The organism is Rhizobium sp. BE258 (assembly GCF_031457345.1).
Taxonomy (GTDB): Bacteria; Pseudomonadota; Alphaproteobacteria; order Rhizobiales; family Rhizobiaceae; genus Rhizobium.
Genome location: NZ_JAVDWL010000010.1, coordinates 73,875 through 95,935, shown reverse-complemented (window position 1 = coordinate 95,935; position 22,061 = coordinate 73,875). Strand labels below are relative to the sequence as shown.

At 57.4% G+C, this 22,061-nt stretch carries 19 protein-coding genes and 2 pseudogenes; 9 read left to right on the top strand and 12 right to left on the bottom strand.

The window, feature by feature from the left end:
• Nucleotides 1–65: 65 nt before the first annotated feature.
• The 6 genes and pseudogenes from J2X43_RS28360 to J2X43_RS28340 all read left to right on the top strand — a co-directional run bounded on the left by J2X43_RS28360 (nt 66) and on the right by J2X43_RS28340 (nt 3,371).
• Entirely contained in the window at nt 66–605 is a 540-nt protein-coding gene (locus tag J2X43_RS28360; RefSeq protein ID WP_112540852.1) for a Pycsar system effector family protein, read from the top strand.
• 149 nt (nt 606–754) lie between these two features.
• Complete coding sequence (locus tag J2X43_RS28355; RefSeq protein ID WP_310300543.1) at nt 755–1,075, top strand: helix-turn-helix domain-containing protein; 321 nt, start codon at nt 755–757, stop codon at nt 1,073–1,075.
• Between the two features lie 394 nt (nt 1,076–1,469).
• On the top strand, nt 1,470–1,868 hold the full coding sequence (locus J2X43_RS28350) for a response regulator (protein WP_310300540.1): 399 nt from the start codon (nt 1,470–1,472) through the stop codon (nt 1,866–1,868).
• A gap of 72 nt (nt 1,869–1,940) precedes the next feature.
• Nucleotides 1,941–2,207 (top strand): annotated as a pseudogene (locus tag J2X43_RS31175) (VapC toxin family PIN domain ribonuclease); the annotation flags it as partial.
• Between the two features lie 384 nt (nt 2,208–2,591).
• Entirely contained in the window at nt 2,592–2,843 is a 252-nt protein-coding gene (locus tag J2X43_RS28345) for a hypothetical protein (protein ID WP_112386811.1), read from the top strand.
• Nucleotides 2,844–2,939: 96 nt separating this feature from the next.
• Nucleotides 2,940–3,371: a hypothetical protein gene (locus tag J2X43_RS28340; RefSeq protein ID WP_310300751.1), complete on the top strand. Its 432-nt coding sequence runs from the start codon at nt 2,940–2,942 to the stop codon at nt 3,369–3,371.
• A 921-nt stretch (nt 3,372–4,292) separates the two neighbouring features.
• Here J2X43_RS28340 and J2X43_RS28335 read toward each other — a convergent pair.
• The 5 genes from J2X43_RS28335 to J2X43_RS28315 form a co-directional block, all read right to left on the bottom strand.
• Nucleotides 4,293–4,592 (bottom strand): PRC-barrel domain-containing protein, encoded by a 300-nt coding sequence (locus J2X43_RS28335; protein WP_112386813.1) that lies wholly within the window; start codon nt 4,590–4,592, stop codon nt 4,293–4,295.
• Between the two features lie 166 nt (nt 4,593–4,758).
• A complete protein-coding gene (locus tag J2X43_RS28330) occupies nt 4,759–6,012 on the bottom strand; it encodes an arsenic transporter (RefSeq protein ID WP_310300537.1) in 1,254 nt (417 codons plus the stop codon).
• A 21-nt stretch (nt 6,013–6,033) separates the two neighbouring features.
• Nucleotides 6,034–9,171, bottom strand: coding sequence for an efflux RND transporter permease subunit (locus tag J2X43_RS28325; RefSeq protein ID WP_310300534.1), 3,138 nt, complete (start codon nt 9,169–9,171; stop codon nt 6,034–6,036).
• Nucleotides 9,171–10,328, bottom strand: coding sequence for an efflux RND transporter periplasmic adaptor subunit (locus tag J2X43_RS28320; protein WP_112515449.1), 1,158 nt, complete (start codon nt 10,326–10,328; stop codon nt 9,171–9,173). The genes J2X43_RS28325 and J2X43_RS28320 overlap by 1 nt, the downstream gene beginning before the upstream one ends.
• An 83-nt stretch (nt 10,329–10,411) precedes the next feature.
• Nucleotides 10,412–10,918 carry a hypothetical protein gene (locus J2X43_RS28315; RefSeq protein ID WP_310300528.1) on the bottom strand — a complete coding sequence of 169 codons (507 nt, stop codon included), beginning with the start codon at nt 10,916–10,918 and terminating at the stop codon, nt 10,412–10,414.
• Between the two features lie 250 nt (nt 10,919–11,168).
• Between J2X43_RS28315 and J2X43_RS31170 the strand changes: the two are divergent.
• Nucleotides 11,169–11,303: pseudogene (locus J2X43_RS31170) on the top strand (hypothetical protein); the annotation flags it as partial.
• A 178-nt stretch (nt 11,304–11,481) separates the two neighbouring features.
• Here the strand turns inward: J2X43_RS31170 and J2X43_RS28310 are convergent.
• The 7 genes from J2X43_RS28310 to J2X43_RS28280 all read right to left on the bottom strand — a co-directional run bounded on the left by J2X43_RS28310 (nt 11,482) and on the right by J2X43_RS28280 (nt 19,886).
• On the bottom strand, nt 11,482–13,188 hold the full coding sequence (locus J2X43_RS28310) for an adenylate/guanylate cyclase domain-containing protein (RefSeq protein ID WP_310300526.1): 1,707 nt from the start codon (nt 13,186–13,188) through the stop codon (nt 11,482–11,484).
• Nucleotides 13,189–13,413: 225 nt separating this feature from the next.
• Complete coding sequence (locus tag J2X43_RS28305) at nt 13,414–14,160, bottom strand: ribonuclease activity regulator RraA (protein WP_310300523.1); 747 nt, start codon at nt 14,158–14,160, stop codon at nt 13,414–13,416.
• Between the two features lie 23 nt (nt 14,161–14,183).
• Nucleotides 14,184–15,347, bottom strand: a complete 1,164-nt coding sequence (locus tag J2X43_RS28300) for a mandelate racemase/muconate lactonizing enzyme family protein (RefSeq protein WP_112386819.1) — start codon at nt 15,345–15,347, stop codon at nt 14,184–14,186.
• Nucleotides 15,348–15,377: 30 nt separating this feature from the next.
• Complete coding sequence (locus tag J2X43_RS28295; RefSeq protein ID WP_310300520.1) at nt 15,378–16,475, bottom strand: ABC transporter ATP-binding protein; 1,098 nt, start codon at nt 16,473–16,475, stop codon at nt 15,378–15,380.
• A gap of 10 nt (nt 16,476–16,485) precedes the next feature.
• A complete protein-coding gene (locus J2X43_RS28290; protein ID WP_112386821.1) occupies nt 16,486–17,376 on the bottom strand; it encodes a carbohydrate ABC transporter permease in 891 nt (296 codons plus the stop codon).
• The gene (locus J2X43_RS28285; RefSeq protein ID WP_310300516.1) at nt 17,373–18,332 is read right to left on the bottom strand and encodes a sugar ABC transporter permease; all 960 of its coding nucleotides are present in this window, start codon (nt 18,330–18,332) and stop codon (nt 17,373–17,375) included. Before J2X43_RS28285 ends, J2X43_RS28290 begins: the two co-directional genes overlap by 4 nt.
• Nucleotides 18,333–18,407: 75 nt before the next feature.
• Nucleotides 18,408–19,886, bottom strand: a complete 1,479-nt coding sequence (locus J2X43_RS28280; protein ID WP_310300513.1) for a sugar ABC transporter substrate-binding protein — start codon at nt 19,884–19,886, stop codon at nt 18,408–18,410.
• Between the two features lie 203 nt (nt 19,887–20,089).
• Here J2X43_RS28280 and J2X43_RS28275 point away from each other — a divergent pair, with 203 nt between their 5' ends.
• Entirely contained in the window at nt 20,090–20,800 is a 711-nt protein-coding gene (locus J2X43_RS28275; protein WP_112386891.1) for a GntR family transcriptional regulator, read from the top strand.
• Nucleotides 20,801–20,842: 42 nt separating this feature from the next.
• Complete coding sequence (locus J2X43_RS28270) at nt 20,843–22,009, top strand: mandelate racemase/muconate lactonizing enzyme family protein (protein ID WP_310300510.1); 1,167 nt, start codon at nt 20,843–20,845, stop codon at nt 22,007–22,009.
• The last annotated feature ends 52 nt before the right edge of the window (nt 22,010–22,061 follow it).

Sequence of the window (22,061 nt, the reverse complement as noted above, 5' to 3'; positions counted from 1 at the left end):
CCGCTCATCTTGCTTTGGCGGCTAAGTGTAATATCAGGGAGACACTTGACGGTGGGGATGTTTGGGTGAGCGATCTTGAAGGTGCTACTGAGTTGATGGAAAGTTTTCCTTCGACGAATGTCATAGGATCGGAATATTTCGATCATATCAAGAAGATAAACGATATCTTCTACGACCAGATCAAGATATCTGATCAAAAGGCGGCTTACATCTTCACCTTCATGCTTGCGTTCCTCGTTAGCTCGGGGGATGTCAGGGCCGTCTTTACATGGACGCGCTATGTCGGTGGCGATCCAAAGACACTGCTGTTCTCCGGGCTTCTGGCTGCGGCATCGGTCTTCTCGATTCTATCGGCGATACTCGTCGTGTTGCCTCGTCACGTGAACAAGTCGACTTCGATGTTCTGGGGAAGCTGGGGCAAGCACCGGCAGCTTTTCTGGGAAGCGGCTGCGCGCCACGACCAGCGTTACCTCTTTGCCGAGTATCTCGACAACGCTGATATTCTCTCGGCGATCGCTCGCGGCAAGTACCGCTGCGTGACGCTCGCCTTCCGCGGACTGATGGTGACTGTAGTCGCCTATGTGATGTTGCTTATCGCGGCCTGATATGTCTGCGTATGACGGTCCCCCAGCGTACTGCTTAAAGCCGAATGTGACCTGCGTCTCCTGAAGTGGTCCCGTACCATCCGTTCAATGGTAGGCCAAAAATCGGCCATGGCCGTCGCTATCGAAGGACCATACCGCTCCATCACGCTATGATCGTTGAGGCCGCTCTCGTCCTAGGTTCGACGCAGCGCGATCTCGCTGCCAAAGCAGGCTTATCCTATAGTTCGCTGCGCCTTTTCGAGGAAGCTGGCAAGATCTCGATCGAAGCCCTGGTCAAGATTGCTTTCGTGCTTCGTGCCGAAGTCGAATTCGGCCAGTTGTCCCCCCCGCAGGCGCCCAGAACCATTGATGACGTCATCGACCGGCCACTGAGGAAAAGGGTGCGCAATCGTCAAATTCGAACCTGTCAACAAATGGCTGTGATGATTGATCTGGAGGGGCGGTCGCGCAAGCTCGGTACCTTGGCGTGAAGCGGCACCGAGAGGCGAAGCAATTTCGAATATGCGCCCGACATTCTAGCCATGCCGCTGCTGATCGCCAAGGCAGCTTCGATACCAGCACGAATTGCGAACGAGATCATCAACGAGCTTCGAGCAACCGTGGGCCGTTGGCCTGCCTTCGCCTCCGAAGCCGGGCTGCTTTTATCCCGGTTGAAGGAACTAGACCGCATATTGAACAGCCGATGAGGTTTCTGGAAGCAACCGAGGCTGACCAACCAGACAATAAACGTTCCGGCATCTGGTTCGCGGCATAGAGCCGTGGTTCATTCGTATTTTATTAAATATGTCTGCGAATACTCCTGTCTGAAAGACGATCTATTCGGGTCGCTGCGAGTTCATCTCGTGACCACGGAGCGAAACTGACATGTATCAGCGCACAGTTCTCATCGTTGAAGACGAATTTCTCATCAGGATGATGTTGGCAGACACCCTTAGGGATGAGGGTTACGACGTTGTCGAAGCCGAAAATGTCCTTGAGGCAATCGCGGCTCTCGCTCGGCGCAAGATCGACGCCGTCGTTACGGACATTGATATGCCCGGTGGACTGAGCGGGCTCGATCTGGCCAGGATGATCTCGTTGACCAGCATGCCCGTTCCAGTGATCATCGCTTCAGGAGGTCATTGCCTGCGCCCTGACGAGTTGCCTGGCGGAGCAACCTTCATCGCAAAACCCTATCGGCTGGAAACCATTGTCTCGATGGTTGGCGACATGACGGCAATCCTTGATTGCAGGGTAGGCGGAATGCGAAAACGGGCTTTCTGAAGCGCGTCAGAGTATGAGCATTGGCATTGAGCAAACCGGTGGGAATTAATAATCTATTAAATTATGTTATAACTTGAGCGTGGAATACTCTGCATGCCACCCCGAGACTGCGCACTGGGACCGCACTTGCGAGCATGGATGGATAGCCGCGTTCGGCCGGAGTTTTCAGAGCGAGTTATAACGATCGATGGCGCTATCCCTAAGCGGTAGGCCCACTTACATATTCCTGATCGCCGCAACGAAGCTGATGCGATCGCCGTCGCCACCGCGCTCGCTCACGGATTAGCAGTTGTGGCGCGTAACATTCAGGATCAGGGAACGGTATTTGTCGGTTCGTGACGAGCCTAAGGAACCGCCATAAAGATTTGTGAGAGGCGGCGGCAATCACCGTAGAGCCCGGCTGGGATGGAGACTCGCATGCCCAATCTCCAGCATCTGCCTAGAGAGAACTGATGAATACACAAGGAGCACCCGCTCCCAACGCATCCGGCGTCACACGATCACTTCGACGGAATCGGAATGGTCTAAATCGGCGCTTGCAAGCAAGTACGCGACCTGCCAATCACGCTGGATAGCTCCTCCAGTTGCTGCCAGCCAGTCGGGTGGAAGTTCGAGGGCCGATGCATAGACGGTTGAACGGCTGGATAACCCCTAACCGCAAATCTCAGCGCGCAGCCATTTTCTCGCCGAAGTCTCTTGTGATCTTTTCCGCTGGAGGATGTCATGAAAGAATACGATCACCGATACGTCGAGCTCACGGCCCACCTCAGATCGGTCGAGGCGTTTTGCGATTTTCTTTCTCAAGGAGGCACGGTCCGCATTGCTGAGCGAGATGGCGGCCCGCTTATTGACGTGACAAATCACGTGGTCGAGAAGCATCGACGCCAAGCTGACGGCCTGCGGCAGACCCGGCGGCACTTGTTCCCCGAAAGAGCGGATGAGGATTTCCGCTCCGAACTCTACAGCAGCCATTAACTCACGGGTCGGGTTTCACGGCTCGAGCCTCGCGGAAGGTAAAGAATGATGCCAGGATGGGTGGGCGCCTTTGCAGTGTTTACAGCAATAGCGCTGATGGTTGCACAGCGTCCTGCCGCAGCAGAGAATGTGCTGGAGCGAGCGATCGGTGACGCACAGCCGTGCCGGGCGCTTAAGGTAAACGCATCGAGCTTTGGCATCAGCGTTGAAGTTGGCGTCGACAAGCTAGATTATGTGAAGATCGAGAGGCTCGACGTGTCCGTGAATGGTGACCTTGCCGAGGCAAAAGCCCGGGGAACCTTGGCTTGCAAGACATCAGACAATACTTTGGTGCAAGGCGGGTTTTCGGCAACAGCTGATGTCAGCCTGCATTTCGATCTATCTTCCTGCAAAACCACGGAAAGCTCGTTCGAGATCATCCGCACCAGTGGCCCGTTCGGCGATATCGTCCAAGGTTTAAAAGATGAAATCGCTCAAGCGCTGCTTCGGGGTCTCCAACGCAACGTGTCCAAACTCTGCCAAAAGTAGTTGTGACGACGATGGCGCTACGGAGCGCGGGGGACCCTCATATCGCAACGCAGATCAAGAACCTCAGTTGAGGTGTGCTAATCCAGCTGGCCCCTTTTGGACGCGTTGCGACAGAGGGCATGGCCGATCCTCAGAGGCATTGCCGAAGCTGGCGAGGGTGCCCTTGAGGACGCCGTTTCGGTGGGCCGTAAAGGCAAAGCGATCAAGGGCGATTTCGCCTGGCTCGGCGGGTACCTGTAACCAGGCGCCAAGCGCAGTGGCGTGGACGATCGAGGCAGACTGGCCCCTCGAGCTTGCTATATAGACAGTGTAGAGTGCGAGATTGGTTAGCCACACAAGTCTCGGAGATGGCTAGTTTTCCAGAAGTTAACCGGGTGGATTCGCTCGAGAGGACAAAGTGCAAGATATTGAGCGGGGAGCGGCCGATTCCGGAAGATCTGCGGCGTGAGCTTCGCTAGCCGCCCAACCGAAAATCGGGAGATTAACGCGTTGAGAGCGATAGTCATCGAATGGGAACCATTGAATGCCGGCGAAATTTATGTCGCGCATTTTCCGGAGCCATTTCCCATGTCCGATGCTGACTATGCAGCGTTCGAGACCTTGTTCAAAAGCTGGCAGCGCCGACACTGGGACGGTATCGGAGAGACTAGAGTGGATGAAAAAGAGGGACCACTGGCGCTTGTCCGTGGTTTGCGTTTCCTCGGCTATAGCGTCGTCAATAGGGGCAGGCTCCCGCCCGGCCTATAAGACCCAGTCGACGTATCGTTCGCGCCTGCCTCCGTCACTTGCCGGTTAAGGAAATACAAACTCACTAAGCCAGAGGCTAGTCGAACTGTCTAGCATGGCCCGAGATACAGTTAGATCGGGTGCGATCTCTCCAGCACCGCCAATTGCGGTGCTGGAGAACAGTTCGAGACGATCTCAGTCTCGGTGCTCAGGCATTTGCTTGAGCTGATCCTTGGTCCAACTGGTGACGGCGTGAACATCGCCGTCCTCGTCACGCATAAACTCGAGATCCGAAATCGGAACTGCGACCGGCTTGGCGCCAATGCCGAGGAACCCGCCAACATCGATCACTGCGGATCCGCCGGCGCCGCCAGCAGCATGGATATGATCGATCTTGCCGACCTTATGATCATCGACGCCGTAGATCGTGGCACCTTCGAGAACGGCGGGCGTCAACTCGGATGCCGTCAGGCGTACGTGGTTTGTATGATCCATGATTATTTCCTCCTTAGTGAAGCAGGGATAATCAAATCGGGGACCAAATGTTCCGGCATCGGTTGAAGATTGGCGACCAGCGGAGAATTCTTTCTTTAAGTATCTGAAATAAATTCTTTTTTTCAGAGATGCGACTGCAGCACGGTGTTGATGGGACCCCTCTCGATCAGGCCAAGAGAACGGCAAGCGACAACAACAGTGCGGGGAACATCACGACGCCGCCAATTTTCAGAAACGATAGCGCGCTGACTTCGATGCCCTCCCGGCGCAATGACGTCAGCCAAAGGATTGTCGCAAGGGAACCAGTCACCGAAAGGTTTGGGCCGAGATCCACGCCGATCAGCACGGCGCCGGCTATGCGATCGGAGACCTCTGCGGCCTGGACAGCGCTTCCGGCGAAAAGACCGGCAGGCAGATTGTTGATGAGATTCGAAAGCAGGGCGACCCCGGTCCCTGCAAGTGCGGTTGCTTGCACTTCGGAATGCGCGCTGAGCGTCCTGAGATGGTCCGCAAGTATGGTTGCGACACCCGTATGATTGACCGCCTCAACGACGACGAACAATCCGCCGACCAAAGGGATGACGCCCCAACTGACATCGCGCAAGACGTTGATTGGGTTTTGCCGGATAACGGCGAGCACGGCCAGCGTCGTTAACGTGCCGGCCAGAAACGTAGGCAGCCCCAGGCTGACATGCATCGCTGAGGCCCACAGAAGAATGGCCGCTGTGACGACCAACCCAAATCCGGCAAGCTGTGCAGAGATGCTGAGATGCGGGCGCGCGATCGCGGTGTCCACGGTGTCAGCGACGAGCGTCCGGCGTTGCGACCAATAGAGCGTCAGATAAGTCACGACGATAGAAGCGATGGATGGCAGCATGAACGTACTCATCCAGCGAGACAGCGATGGCATGTCGCCGCCAGCGAAGATCACCAGATTTGCGGGATTGGATATCGGCAAGACGAAACTTGCGGCATTGGCGACAAAAGCACAGATCAGGAGGTAAGGTAACGGATCCCTGACTTTTGCCGCGCGGCATGCGGCGTAGACCGCGGGCGTGAGAACAACGGCCGTGGCGTCGTTGGACAGAAATGCAGTGACGAGAATGCCGACACCATAGACAAGAGCGAAGAGCCGCGTTGGCGATCCTCTTGCATAGGACGTGGCAATGGCTGCAAGCCAGTCAAACAGCCCTTCCTTCCGGGCAAGCTCGGATAACAGCATCATGCCGATCAGAAACAGATAGACGTCGTTACCCTTTGCCACCCCGGCCCAGACTTCCATGGGGTTGAGGATGCCGGAAAGAAGGATGAGCAAAGCGCCGCCAACGGCCCAGATTGCCTCAGGCACACGAAACGGCCGGACAACGACACCGGCGGCTGTGACGCTCGCGATGGCACAGGTGTAGAAGGATGTGTTCATATCTGTTCCCGTGCTTGGAAGCTATGCGGCTGAGGCGCTGCTCTGACTGCCCGCCGTCTCTGTACGATTTTTGCGTAGCTTGTCGAGCAGCAGATAGATGACGGGTGTCGTATAGAGGGTGAGCAACTGGCTCACAAGGAGACCCCCGACAATTGCGTAGCCGAGCGGCTGCCGCAATTCGGAGCCCGATCCGTGACCGATGGCAAGAGGCAGCCCTCCAAGCAGTGCGGCCATCGTGGTCATCAGGATCGGGCGAAACCGCATCTGTGCTGCCTTTACGATCGAGTCCTCGCTTCCGAGACCTTCTTCCCGCTCTGCCTGGATCGCGAAATCCACCAGCATGATGCCGTTCTTCTTGACGATGCCGATCAGCAGGATGACCCCTATCATTGCGACGAGGCCGAAGTCGAAACCTGCCAGTTTGAGGGCAAGCAATGCCCCAAGACCCGCTGATGGCAGCGTCGACAGGATCGTCAATGGATGGACGAGGCTCTCATACAAGACGCCGAGAATGATGTAGACAACGACGAGCGACGCCAGGATCAGCAAGGGGACGGTTCCGAGCGAATCCTTGAACGCCTTGGCGCTTCCGGAGAAACTCGTCTGCAGCGAAGCCGGCGGATGCATGTCGGCCACCGCTGCTTCGATTGTCTGCGTCGCCTCGCCAAGCGCGACATTTGGGGCAAGGTTGAACGAGATCGTGACCGCGGGCGACTGACCCTGGTGCGATATGGAGACCGGTGAGACGCCGTCCGTCGACCACTTTGCCACCACCGAAAGCGGAACCAAGGTGCCGTTGCTGGCACGAATGGAAAGCCGGTCCAGCGTTGCAATGTCGCGCTGAAGGTTGGGAAGGACTTCGAGGATCACCCGGAACGTATCCGTTTGCGTCGAGTAGGACGCGACCTGCCGCTGGCCGAAGGCATCGTAGAGCGTGTCGTCGATGGCGGAGGGCAAGACCCCGTAAAGCGTCGCTGCGGCGCGATCGATCTTGATCGACAGATTGGGCGCTTCAGCTTGCTCGTCGCTGCCAACATCCCGCAGTTGCGAGACGCCTTGAAGGCGGCTGGTAACCTTCGATGCCCAGGTACCAAGCTCCTGGATATCGGCGTCCTGAAGGGTAAACTGATATTGGGTCTTGGCAGGCCGCGCGCCGATATTGATATCCTGGGCGGACTGCATGAAAAGCTTGATGCCTTGCTGCGCATTCAAAGCCTGGCCGAGCCGTTCGATGACTTGCCTGGCGCTCACGTTCCGGCTCTCCAATGGCTTCAGTGTAATGTTCACGTGGCCCTGATTGAGCGCGTTGCCGCCATTGCCGCCGCCGATGTCCATGAACACGCTGTAGACCGCCGGATCCTTCAGGATGATGGCGCTAACCCGCTCCTGCAGTTTTGACATCTCCGAGAAGGAAATATCCGGAGAGGCTTGCGATAGCCCGCCAATGAAACCTGTATCTTGCTCCGGAAAGAAGCCCTTGGGGATAACAATGAACAGATAGGCTGTTCCTGCGATCGTCGCGATGAAGACGCCAAGCGTCAATATCCTATGGCGGATCACCGGACTCAGGCTCGCGATATAAAGCGACGTGAGGCGATCGAAGAACGCTTCTCCGAGGCGGTAGAACCGCCCCCGTTGGCGTTCATCGATCGGGCGGATCAGCTTGGAAGCCAGCATCGGGGTCAACGTCAGCGACACGATGGCGGAAATGACGATCGCGACCGTTAAGGTGATCGCAAATTCGCGAAACAGGCGTCCAACGATGCCGCCCATCAATAGGACCGGGATGAGAACAGCGATCAGCGACAGGCTGATCGAGACGATGGTAAAACCGATCTCACGCGCCCCTCTGCGGGCGGCATCACGGGGATCGACGCCGTCTTCGATATGGCGGGTGATGTTTTCCAGCATGACGATCGCATCATCGACGACAAATCCGACAGCCACGACGAGGGCCATGAGAGACAGGTTGTCGAGACTGAAACCGAGCACCCACATCGGCGCCAACGCACCAACGAGCGCAATCGGCAGCGTCAGCACCGGAATGATCGTCGCGCGGAGGTTTCGCAGGAAAAGGAATATCACCACGACGACGAGACCAATCGTCAGCATCAGCGTGAATTGAACATCATTGACTGATGCCCTGATCGTTGTCGTGCGATCAGTGACGAGCTCGAGCTTGATCGACTTGGGCAGTGACGCCTGAAGCGCCGGGAGCTGTTCCTTCACGGCGTTTACGACAGCAATGACGTTTGCGCCCGGCTGACGGAAGACGTCGAGCGCGATACCGCGCTCGCCATTGGTCCAATGCGCCATCTTGTTGTCTTCGGCGCCATCGACCGCCTGACCGATATCGCGGATACGAACTGGACCGCCGCTGCTATAGGCGATGACTGCGTCGTTCCACTGTGCGCTGCTACCGATCTGGTCATTCGTGTAGATCGGAAAGGTCCTGGTCGGATCGTCGATGTTTCCTTTGGGCGCGCTGAGACTGAGATTGCCGATCGCCGTTCGCACGTCCTCGAGTGTGATATCCGCCTGCGCCAGCCGCCCGGGATCGACCGCGATCCGGATCGCGGGCTTCTGCTTGCCGCCGATGTTTACGAAAGCGACACCCGATACCTGACCGATCTTGGATGCCACATTGCGTTCGATAAACTCATCCAGTTCAGGCAAGGTTAGAACATCGGAGCTTGCCGACAGTTGCATGATGGGGGCGTCGGCGGGGTTCGCCTTATGCACCGTGGGCAGAGACGTCATGTCCTTCGGAAGCTGACCAGCCGCTTCGCTAATTGCCGTCTGAACGTCGCTTGCGGCCGTCTGGATATCCTGGTCGAGTCCAAACTGCACCGTGATCGAGGTCGTACCGAGCGAACTGTTCGAGGTCATTTCGGATATGCCGCTGACGCGCGACAACGCGTCTTCGATCGGCTGGGCGACGCTGGCAGCCATGGTCTCAGGCGAGGCGCCGGGAAGGTTTGCTGCGATCTGGATCGTCGGGAAGTCGATCTGCGGCAAAGCCGAGACCGGCATAAACGGATAACAGATGGCCCCGAGAAGGAAGATGCCGCACATGATCAGCCCGGTCGCGACCGGATGAACGATAAAGAAATCGAAAAATCCTGCTGGTTCTCCGGGCTTACGCTCGCGATCGATCATTATGGCGTTGCCTTGTCTGCGAGCTCACCTGCCGGGGAGCCGGTCCATGGGGTGACCGAAACCAGAGCGCCATCGCCGATGCGTGACTGACCGTCCATGACGACCTGATCGCCGTCACTGATACCTTCTGTAACCAGCGCCATCGCATCGGTGACGAAGGCGGTCTTGACCGCGCGGCGGACCGCTTTTCCGCCGGCGCCGACGACGTAGGCGTAGAGCCCGTCGCGACCGCGGGCGAGCGCCTTGTCGGGAACGATGACACCAGTGCGTTTCTCGACCGTCAGCGTTGTTGCGACGGGCAGACCGGGCCAGAGCACCGCCTTGGCATTGTCGAATGTCGCCTTGAGATGGATGGAGCCGTTCGAGGCATCGACGGAGTTGTCGAGAGTGGTCAGTTTCCCGGTGGCAAGTGTGCGGCTGCCGTCGGTGCTCGTCAGTTTGACCTCTGCTATACCCTGATTCAGAGCGTCCCTGATCTCGCCAAACTTGTCGCCCGGCGCCACGAACGATACCCCGATCGGATCCATCTGCGTGATCGTCACGATGCCAGTCGTGGAGCTCGCGTTTACGACGCTGCCGACATCGACCTGCTTGAATCCGGTGCGTCCTTCAAAGGGGGCGGTGATCGTGGCAAACCCGAGCTGGGTTTCCGCGCTTTTGATAAGCGCGTCGTCATATTGGACGGCCGCCGCATATTGTTGACTCGACGCGGTCTTTTGCTCAAGCGTCGAAGCCGACGCAACGCCCTTCTCGGCGAGTGCCGCATACCGCTGTGCGTCTGTCCGGGCACTGTTTAGCTGCGCCTCGTCCTGGGCCTTTTTCGCCTTTGCAGATGCGAGAGCGGAAATCAATTCGCGATCGTCCAGCTTGAGAAGAACACTGCCTTTTTGCACCATCTGCCCTTCAGCAAAGGAGATGTCGACGACTTGCCCGTCGATCCTGGGCCTGACCGTCACAGACTGCAGGGGTGCAACGGTTCCGATGCCATTGATGACGCGGTCGATCGTTCCCGTCCGCGCAGCGATTGCGGTTACCGGCACTGCGGCGGCATCCGCTGCGATTGTTGAACTGCCTTGAAAGGCCGCGGTGACGACGCATGCCGTGAAGAAGACGGACTTGCCAGGAGAGGCAAGCAATTGAACAATAGGTTTGATCATGCGTGCCACTCCCGGAAATCCGCCAGATAACGCGCGCCGTTGATTTTGGTTCAACGGCGCGCCAGGCGTCGTTTTTGGAAGCTTCAGGGCTTCATCTCGTGCGACATATTGCCGAGCGGTCCGCCATGCGGGGGAGGTCCAGGCGGCGGGCGAAGGGCGTCGGTCTTGCCATCCTGATGAACAACGTAGCTCGCATGCAGGAACCCGTCGTCGAAGCGGCCCTGGACACTGATGGGTTCGCCGACAGCAACGAGCTTGCCGTCATCGCCGGCCGGACCGGTCTCGATCAAGGCCTTGCCGGTTTCGTCTTGAACGATGAACTTGTTACCGTAGATCTCCGTGACCTTGCCTTTGAGCGTCACCACGCCCCAATCGTCCTTGAGGCTGGAGATCGAGGTGGGTGTCAAGGGTGCAAGCTCGATGCCGGGCCGGGTGAATTTCATTGCCGCGGCACCGCCGGCCGCACCGATTGCAAGGACCGCAAAGGCCGCAATTCCAAAAGCCGCCAGATGCGTTGCCGGCCGGCGCGAGCCGGCCCTGCGGACCGGCCGCTCAGGCGAGGTGCCGGGAGCGTCGTTTTCCATGGACATGATGCTGTCTCCAGTTCGTTTTGACTGGAGGATGATAGGCGTGTCCGGATCGACGCAGGCTGAACGTCGCGGTTCAGTTTCAGTTAAGCAAACGCGCCCTAGTTCTCATGAAGACATCAGAGAAACTGGGTTCACGATGCGCATATTGCTGGTCGAAGACGACGGATGATGGGCCGGGCATCGACGCTGGCTTTGACCCCGAGGCGGTCTCACCTGGCGTGCGGCTGGATGAGACTTCCCCGGACACGGTTTCGGCCTTTCGATAGCACGGGAGCTTGTCGGGCTCTTCGGCGGACCGCTTCATCTCAAGCAGAGGGAAGGTGGGGGACTGGCAGCGACCGTTGAATTTCCGGCATCCTCTGGCCTGCTCAAGCCGTCACAGTGATGTGTTGCCGCAACGTTCTTGGGTGCGAACGGACCGGCGCTCAGGAAGTTCGCCGGACTTGTTCAATTCGAAACAGCGGACGGCCTCCGCGGACTCCGCAAGTATGCCGCCTGGGCACGTTAACTCGGTGTCCGTGGCGACAAGATCGCATTGTTAGTGGAGTTGCTCAACTCTTCTGTCATCCCTCCGGAAGGCCTGCCTTGCGGAAACCGTCGACAAAATGGTCTCCAACAGATGGATCACGCAGCGGTTGGGAACTGAGCCAATGGTTGATCGTGAAATGGGGGTGGGCGATCAAGAACAGCTCTGCCTCGCGACGAGCCTCTTCTAGGTCGTCCAATTGTGCAAGCGAGGCAGCAAGAAATTTACGTGAGTTGGTTCGGTAGGTTTCATCCCGGCGGAGAGTGGCCTTCGCCCCGTCATAATTGCGGGTAGCGTATTGGGCCTGTCCAAGATGACAAAGATACCAGCAGGGTGGATGCGGATTGAGCCGCAGCGCCTTCTCGATCTGTGCCAGTCCGTCGGCGACCCTGCCGTCGAGAACTGACATGTCCGACATCGCCGCCCAGGTATCAGCATGGTTGGGATCCAGCTCCAGGGCCTTGGCGAAGGCCGCCTCTGATTCCTCCCATCGCCGCTCGTAAGCTAAAATGGTCCCCAGAACATAACGGCACCCGGCATCGTTTGGATCGAGGCTGACTGCTCTCTGCGCGAACGTCGTCGCTGTCCGGCGATTGAGATCTTCCGGTTCTCCAAAATGAGTCCAGGCGAGCCACCGATTATAGGCGAGCAGCCCAAGCGCCTCGGCATATGATGGCTCAAGCTCAACAGCACGTTGGAGCAGCATATAGGCCTCGCGCGCGGTATGCGGCGACTCTTCCGTCAAGCGCCGAGCGCGGACACAAAGATCGTACGCCTCAAAGTGCTTCGGCCGATTACGTTGTATCGGCACAGCCAGCCGTCCGACAAGCGCCTCAACAATCTTGGCATTAACTTCGTCCTGTAGCTCGAAGACATCTTCCATCGTCCTGTCAAAGCGATCAGCCCACAGGTGCTGGCCGGCACGGGCATCGAACAGCTGCGTATTGATGCGAACACGGCCCGCTGAGCGTCTCGCGCTCCCTTCCAGGACAAAGCGGACACCGAGGTCCTGGGCCACCACCCGCACGTCGATCTGCTTGCCCTTGTACGCGAACACCGAGCTGCGCGCGATGACGAACAGTCCAGGCCTTCGAGAGAGGTCGGTGATCAGATCCTCTGTCAAGCCGTCGACAAAATAGCCGTCCGCTTCATCCCCGGTTATATTGGTGAAAGGCAACACCGCGATCGAGGGGCCATCGGGCAGCGGGAAGATGCTTTGCAACTGATCTGGCCAGTGCCAGACGTGGACCGGGCGGATAAGGTTCTTCAGGTGGCATTGGCCTGCGTCGAAGAACCGCTCGTCGATACTGCCGGCGATCTCGCCATGAACGTCCGCTGAAATGCAAATGCCGCCCGGTGCGGCCGCCGTTTGAAGGCGCGCCGCGACATTTACCCCGTCGCCAAGCAGATCTGAACCGTCGTCGATGACATCCCCCAGGTTCACGCCTATCCGCAAGAGGAGGCGCCGGTCTCCGAGATCCTCAACAGCAAGGGTGGCTCGTTGAATTTCCAACGCTGCTTTGACCGCATCCATTGCGCTACCGAACTCGATCAGGAATCCGTCGCCCAGAACCTTGAAGATGCGACCTTTGTGGCGCGTCGCAGCAGGCTCGATAATTCCAAAGCGCAGCTCCCTGACGTTCGCCAAGGTTGCGGCTTCATCGGCTTCCATAAGGCCCGAATATCCTACCACGTCAGCAACGACAATGGCAGCAAGGCGGCGTTGAAGAGATTGATCTGTCATATGAGGACAAGCCTAACGACCTGCCTCGTAAGGTACTGTTCACCCGCAGATCAGTCAACAAGCCGAAAAATACGATCGTTTCGCAGACCAGCGAATAGAGATCTGCGCCTTTGGAGGTCTCGGTTCACCAGGCTAGACATCGAGTTATAAAAAAAGCCCATATCTCGTTTCTTGGAGATCGCACAGGTATCACACAGATCATTGGATACCCGTCCCGCCCATCGCCTACCTTCTTCCAGGCGGATTGGTCCTGCTCCATTCCTCGTATTCACTGCGGGCATCGTCGTGCAGTGGATAATAGCGTTGCAGAGATCCGCCCTGCATGAGTTTCATCCGCGAAAATTCTTCCCAGTCGTGATGCGTTTGCGATTCTTCGATAACCTTGCGGGCCATCGCGACGGGAAGCACCACCACGCCGTCATCATCAGCCACGATGATGTCACCTGGAATTACCGTGACACCGCCACAGGCAATCGGAACATTGACAGCGTTAGGGTAGATGCTCGTCTGGACGTGATAATTTGGCGTCCAGCCGCGAAGCCACAGGGAAAGATCCAGCTTTTCGACATTGGGCCTGTCTCTCATGCATCCGTCGATGACGATGCCAGCACCGCCGCGGCCTTTGAAATAGGTCGACATCATGTCGCCGAAGACGCCGGAGCTCATGTCGCCACGTGCATCGACGACGACGACATCGCCTTCCTGGACGTGGTAGAGGACGTGGCGATGCAGCTGCGTTTCAGGATCAGCATACTCTCCTTCGCTAAAGAGATCCGGCCGCTGGGGCATGAACTGGAGCGTCAGTGCCGGTCCGACGATCGACTTGCCTCGTCTCTGTGAAGTGGGACCGACCATGTGCGGATTGCGAAACCCCATATGCCCGAGTGTGCCGGAAATCGTCGCCGCGCCAATCTCCTTTAATGCATCGATCAATTCCTTGGGTGGTCGCGTAATGTCGGGCGTCTGCGTCATGACAAGCTCCAATGTTGAGTGGATTACCAGTTGGTGACGGAACCATCACGGCGCCTGAGGTGAGGGGCTTCCCAGAAGCGGAAGCTTTGTGCCGCAATTGCATCCTCGTTTACCTCAACGCCGAGCCCAGGCAGGGCGTTGACCGGGTAGTCGGTCCCGTCGAGCCTCGGCTGCACGGGAAAGAAGTCAGAGTTATCAAAGCCAAGTTTCGTCTCAGGAGCTCTGGTCTCCAACCAAGCAAAGTTGGCTACAGCAGCCGCAAAATGGATCGTCGCGGCCGTGCATACAGGACCAAGCGGATTGTGCGGCATCAGATCGACATAATGCGCCTCACTCCAACCGGCGACCTTCATAGCTTCGGTAAGGCCGCCGACATTGCAGACGTCGATCCGGTTGAACTGGTGAAGATCTTGCTCGATGAAGGGTAGAAACTGCCATTTGCTGGCGAACTCTTCCCCTATGGCAAATGGAATGTTGGTCATCTTGCGCAAGGATTCATATGCGCTTGGGGTCTCATCCCTGATTGGCTCCTCAAGAAAATCCAGTACGCCACTCCCGAGCTTGCTGCAGAAGCTTGCAGCTTCCGCAACCGATAGCCGGTGATGATAGTCGATGCCGAGGACGACGTTGTCGCCCAGAACCTCGCGGGCCTTGTTCAGCACCGCCGCAGTCGCGCCAATCGACTCTCGTGGTTCGAAGACCTCGCGGTTGCTTTGTCCGGCCGGAAAGAAGCGGATCGCCTGCCAACCCTGTTCGCGCAGCTCGCTCGCACGGTCAATCGCAGCATCGCCCTCCGCCTCATCGCCGGTAGAGGCAAAGGTCGGTATGCGCTCGCGCTGTTTGCCACCCAGAAGGTCGTAGACCGGTACGCCCAGCGCCTTACCCTTGATGTCATGGAGGGCAATATCGATCGCGGAAATCGCTGCCTGCAAAACGCGCCCGCCTTCGAAATACTGGCTGCGATAAAGCTCTTGCCATATCCGCCCTATCTGCATCGGATCGCGGCCGATCAGGAATTCGCGATAATGTTCGATTGCGCCCGCAACTGCTTGCTCTCGTCCGCTTAAGCCGCTCTCGCCCCACCCGAAGATCCCGCAATCTGTTTCGACTTTGACCAGCATCTGATTGCGGATGCCGACCCAGATCGGATATGGCTTGATCGCCGTGATTTTAAGTTTCGTCGTCATCGACGCCTCGTGTTGCGCATGCGCGTCATCTCAATTTGCCTTGAGAGCCATTTCTGTTTCGCCGTCGAACAAGTGGATCCGCTCCTGATCGAACTCCAGCCAGATCGGTTCATCTGGAGCGACGACAACGGCTGGCGGCACGCTGATATTGACGATAGCGCCGGACAGGAAGGCCTGTACGAAAGTGACGTCTCCTGTCGGTTCAACCGTGTAGGCTTTGGCGGGGACAGTTCCTGGGGTCGCAGTCTTATGCAGTTTGATGGTCGAATGACGCGCACCGAGCACGACCTTCTTGGATGCCGCTTTGGCGACCTTCCTGGCATTCTCCGGCGAAAGTTCCAGTCGCCAACCTTCCGCGCTGGTCAAGACCGTATTGCCTCCTGCGGTGGATGCTTCCAGCGGAACGAGGCTCATCGCCGGACTGCCGACGAAGCTTGCCACGAACATGTTCACGGGATTGGCAAAGACTTGTGCCGGCGTATCGTATTGCTGCAGATAGCCTCCGTTCATCACCGCCATCCGGTCGGCCATCGTGACCGCTTCAAGCTGATCGTGCGTCACGTAGATGATTGTGGCTTTCAGATCTTGGTGAAAACGCTTGATCTCCGAACGCATCTGCACGCGGAGCTTGGCGTCGAGATTGGAGAGCGGCTCGTCCATCAGGAACACGGCCGGATCGCGTACGAGGGCGCGGCCGAGCGCCACGCGCTGCTGTTGGCCGCCCGAAAGCTCCCGCGGCTTGCGCTCCAGCAACTGCGTCATGTCCAGGACGCGTGCAGCTTCCCTGACTTTCCTGTCGATCTCGTCCTTTGGCAGTTTGCGCATCTGCAGCGGGAAGGCCAGGTTTTTATAGACCGACTTCTGAGGATAGAGAGCGTAGTTCTGGAACACCATCGCGATGTCCCTGTCCTTGGGGTCGAGATCATTGACCACCCGGTCGCCGATGACAATATCGCCAGACGTCACAGACGTCAGCCCCGCCACCAAGTTGAGCGTTGTCGTCTTGCCGCAGCCTGACGGGCCGACGAGTGCCACGAACTCGCCGTCGTTAACAGTCAGCGTGACGCTCTTCACAGCATTGAAGCTGCCATAATTCTTGATCAGATCTTTGAGGACCACATGGGCCACGAGCAACTCCCTAATGCTTGACTGCGCCTTCGGTGAGGGCGCGTACGAAGTATCGTTGCAGAAGCAGAAAAAGGACGACGACCGGTACGCTCATGATGAAGCTGGCCGCCATGAGACCGGGAAAGTCGGTGGTGTTCTCCGAGAAGAAACGCTGGATGCCAACGGGTAGGGTCAACTGTTCATTCTTCGACAGGAACGTGTAGGCATAAATGTATTCGTTCCATGCGCCGATAAACGAATAGATCGCTGTAGCGATGATCCCAGGCGTTGAGAGTGGCACGACAATCAGCACGAAGGCCTGGAAACGGGTCGCCCCGTCAATGCGTGCGGCCTGCTCCAGTTGGATCGGAATATTGTCGTAGAAGCCTTTGAGGAGCCAGATTGCGAGCGGCAAGCCAAATGTAAGGTAGGTCAGGACGAGGGACCCATGGGTGTTCACCAGCCCTAATGCGCGCATGAGAATAAACAGCGGCACGAGGAAGATGACTGCCGGGAACATATTGCGAAGCAAGACAGCGAAAAACAGGAAGTTCCGTCCCGGGAAGGTGAAGCGGGAAAACGCGTAGGCAGCCGGTACCGCCACGACAACCGACATTATTGTAGTCGCCGTGGACACGAAAAGGCTATTCCAAAAGAAACGCAGGAAGTCTTGGCCGACGCTGTTTTGGGGATCAAGCAGCTTTTGGTAGCTGGCAAGAGTGGGTTGGTCCGGCCACCATTGGGGCGGGAACTGCATTGCGGCAAAACCAGATTTGATTGATGTCAGCAGCATCCAGACCATCGGCAAAGCTGTGTAGAGCAGCATGAAGAGCAGGAACACCCGGCCGCCCCACCGCCATCCGTCGATGGTTGTGCGGCCGCGTGCCTGCCTGGTCTGCGCGGTCCCGGGAATTGTGCTCATTCGCTTCCTTCCTTTTGCCCATTGGCGCTTAGCGCGCGAACATAGAAGTAGCCGAAAGACATCAGGATCAAGAACAGCAGGACCGAGTAGGCCGATGCCACACCCCACCGCTGGCGTCCGAACGCGAGTTCATAGATATGCGTGATCCAGATGTGCGATGCGTTCGATGGTCCCCCGCCCGTCATGATCCATGGGATGATGAAGGAATTGAAGTTGGCCACCGCCAAGAGCAGGATCGTTACCGTGGAGACATTTCTGACATGCGGGAAGGTGACGTGCCAGAACCGCTGCCAGGCATTGGCGCCGTCAACTTTCGCCGCACGCAGCAATTGATCGGGCACTGTTTGTAGGCCAGCCATCATCATGATCATGGCAAACGGGAACTCTCTCCAGATGTTGACGACGATAAGCGAGGGCAGCACCGTATCGACACTGTCGATGAAATTCGGTGGCCGGTCGGCAAGGCCTACGCCGACCAATACCGCGCCGATCACGCCAAAGTCCGAATGGTAGATCCACTTCCAGATGTAGGATGCGGCGACTGCGCTGATGACCCAGGGGATGATCAGGATGGCTCGCAGGATTGCACGGCCGGCGAAGTCACGATGGAGCGCCAAAGCACAGGCGAACCCAAGAACGAAGGAGATGAAAGTTGACCCGAGGGTCCAGATGAGGGTGTTTTTGGTCACAGTCCAAAACACCGGACTTTTAAGGATGGCGGTGTAGTTGTCGAGGCCGACGAAAATCTTGTCTTTGAGCTGTAGGCCGGGCGGCGTGTTAAAGAAAGACAGCTCGATCGTATAGTAGATCGGGTATGCTATCACGATGAGCATCACTGCGATCGACGGCAGAACGTATGCGTAGTCAGCACGATGGTCCCAGATCTTTCGCAACAAACCGGGCCTGTATTGTTCAAGCGGCCGGGAAACGTCTGCCTTTCCAGTCAAGATCGCCACTACGCTAGGCCCTCATCCTTTGAGACAAAGCCGGCTGCGGGTTTCTCAGCAGCCGGTTAGATCGTCGGATCTGGGCTAGAGCCCACCGTCCATTATTTCTTTAACTTTCTTGGCGGCATCGTCGGCTGCCTGGTCGACCGTCATCGCACCAGTCAAAGCGTTCTGCAGCATTTCCGGTACGATGATGTTCATGATCTCGGGAGACTGCGGTAGTGCGGGGAACGGAATGCCAAACGGCAGCATCGATGTGGTGACGTCAAGGAATTTGATCTTGTCCAGACGGTCCTTCATCCACTTGGTCTTGAAGCCGTTGAGGTTGCCTGGGTTCGAGCCGACATAGGCCAACTTCAAGGACCATTCAGGGCTGGACCACATGCAGACGATAGCCTTCGCGGCTGGTTCGTCCACCTTGCCTCCTTCCACGTATTCGGGTTTGAGGATATGAATGTTTGAACCGCCAAAGACAACGGCACGCTTGCCGTCGGGGCCGGTCGGAATGAGTCCGTAACGCATATTGTCGATGACCGTCTGCGCCTTCTCCTTATCCGTAGCGGTCGCCTTCTTTTGCAGATCCAGCATGACGTCGTAGTCAGACGGATGAGAAACCATCATACCAAGCTGGCCAGCCAGGAAAAGCGGCTGATTGTCTGCCTGCTGGTTTGTAAGAGCTGAGACAGGTACGGATTTGTCACGAACATACATGTCATAGGAAGCCTGCAATGCGGCCTTGCTTTGAGGGCTGGCAAGTTCAACCTCTTTGTAGGTCGGATCCTTGGATGCCTCGTCAAAGACACCTCCGCCATAGGCCCAAAGCTGCGGCATAAAGCGGTAAGGCGTATTGCCGGCGTTCTTGCGAGCCACGAGGCCGTAGCCCGAGATTCCAAGCTTGTCGTGGATCTGCTTGGAATACTTGACAACATCGTCCCAGGTTGCTGGAGCCTTGTCGGGGTCGAGGCCAGCTCTTTTGAATATGTCGGCATTCCAGATGAAGGCCATCGTTTCGTTATTGGTCGGAATGCCGTAGGGCACACCGTCCCAGCTGACGGCCTTCATGGCGCCAGGCCAGAAATCATCCGTTGAATAACCAACATCCTCTGGCTTCAGAGGCTGAAGATAGCCCTTGGCAGCAAACTCGACGCCTCCCAGGATCTGCAGGCGAACCGCCATCGGAGCGGCATTGCCGAGCAGTGCGGTGCGGAATTTATCGAGCAGGTCGTTGTAAGTCAGCCCCTGTTCCTCGAGCTGAATATTCGGGTAGGTCTTGCGGAAGGTCGCAAAGAAATCCTTGTAATATTGCCGCAGCGAGTCTGGATCGCCTTCGAAGATACCCTGGTACCAGAACGTCAGACGTCCTTTGTAGTCCAGGGGCGTAACCTTGCTGCAATCGGCCGCGGTATCGAAGTCCTGTGTGCCAGCAATAGAACGAACGTAGTCCGGTGACCACTTGCTCAAGTCCACCGACGCGCCAAAAGCGGAAGTAGACAGCATAGACACCAGCATAGCAGTCGAGACGGTGCTGCGCAGGACGGCACCTCCGAGTGAAATCCTCGTCATAGGTATCCTCCAGGTTCTCCCAAGCCGCTCTGCTCAGGGCAGGCGGTCCACGCTCGTGGGACTGACCTCCTCAAGCCAGTGTATCCCATGACGCAGATTATACGTTTTCAGATCAAGGAATGTATGTCAATCGACAAAATCGTACATTGTTTGGCTGAGATTTGCATGATAATTGGGAAAATACAGTATTCATGGGGAACATTTTGACCGAGACGACTGAGTTCAGAGCCATGCCACCCGAAGGCATCGACGCAGATGGCGCATCGAGCGAGGGAGCCACCCTCTACAAACTGATCAGAGATGACATCATCGAGGGTCGGCTTGCAGCAAACGAGCGGCTGGTTGCTACCGATCTCGCCCGACGCCACGGCACATCGACCAATCCGGTTCGCGAGGCCTTGCAGCTGTTGCGTGGCGAAGGTTTCGTTACCTTCGTGCCAAACCGCGGTGCGCGTGTGCGGCCTATCGATCAGGACTTCGTTCGGGATGTCTACGAGATTGGCGTGTTGATCGAGCCGGCACTGACGCGATGGTTCGTCACCATGGCGACCGTGGAAGACATCGCAGAACTCGAGCGCATTCAGGATTTGATCGAGCAGAACAACTTCAGCGACCCATTCAAGCATAGTGAGCTGGATACCGCTTTCCACACGGTGATGTATCAGAAACACTATAACCGCCACGCCGCCGAGCTTTGGTGGAAGCATCGTGAAGTTCTGAGAGCGGTCGGCCGGCGTTTCAACTTCACGCTCGCCCGGCGCGCAGCCATCCTTAGCGAACACCGTGAACTTATTGCGCTCGTGAAGGCCGGAAATGCTGATGCGGCAGCCGAACTCATTGCGCGCCACGTCGAGGGTTCGGGCCGACATCTCCTGGAACATATGAGGGCACGTAGCGCGGCCCGCGCGGGATAGGACAAGCCGGCAAACATCTGCTCAGTTCAAAAGGTAGCCCAGATGAAAATCACAAGCGTACGGCCGTGGCTCATCAAGTCCGATGCGTCTTACTGGGGAGAATTCCTTTTCGTGGAGGTAACGACAGACGAGGGGGTGAGTGGCTGGGGCGAAATAACAACCACGACGAAGCTCGCCAATCGCGCGCTCTGCACAATCCTTCGCCAGATCGGTCAGGCTCTCAGAGGCGAAGATCCTGCCCGTATCGAATATCTGTGGCACAAAATATTCCGCAGCTTCACATACATGGGCAGCAGGGGTGCTGCGGTCGAATGCGTAAGCGCCATCGACATCGCTCTGTGGGATATCCGCGGCAAGGTCCTCGGCAAGCCGATCTACGAGTTACTTGGCGGGCCTGTGCGCGACGAGATCGCCCTCTATACCCATCCCAACCAGGCGAAATTCACCAGCAAAGAGGCTGTCATCCGCGAAATTCGGGATATTGTCGATTCCGGCCACACAGGACTGAAGTTCGATCCGTTCCCTCATCAAGGCCGCGGTGCCGATGGAATCGCGCGTGAACAGCGGGACGGTTATCTCGACGGCAGCATGACCCGCAGGGACGAACGCGAAGCCGCCGAGCTGACGGAACTGATCCGCAAGACAGCAGGCCCGGACGTCGACATTCTCATTGACGCCCACGGCCGGTTCGATGTCCCAACCGCCATCCGTCTTTGCCGCAGCCTTGAAGAAGCAGGCCAGATCGACTGGTTCGAAGAGCCTTGCCCACCCGAGAGTCTAAACGCGCTCAAACAGGTCCGGGAAAAGGTAAATGCTGCAATTTCATGGGGGGAACGTGGTCATACCAAGTGGGACTTCGTTCCCGTGCTCGAAAACAAGCTCGCCGACTACATCATGCCGGATGTCACCTGGACCGGCGGCATTACCGAGCTCAAAAAGATCTCGGCGCTGTGCGAGGCCTATTATATCCCGGTCTCCCCGCATGACGCCGCCGGCCCGATCAACGTGGTTGCGGGCGCGCAGGTGATGATGACCGTCCCGAACTTCTACAAGCTTGAGACGTCGGAATGGAACCTCGGCAAATATGATCACCTTATCGACCGGCCGCTGGATGTCTCGAACGGCAATCTCAGGCTTGCCCAAAAGCCGGGCCTCGGCGTCGAGATGAACCGCGACTACCTTCAAGACCACGAGATTGAATTGGACTGACCGACGTTTTCGGCTGTGTCGGCCGTGCGGCGACAAGCCCTATCGACTAGAA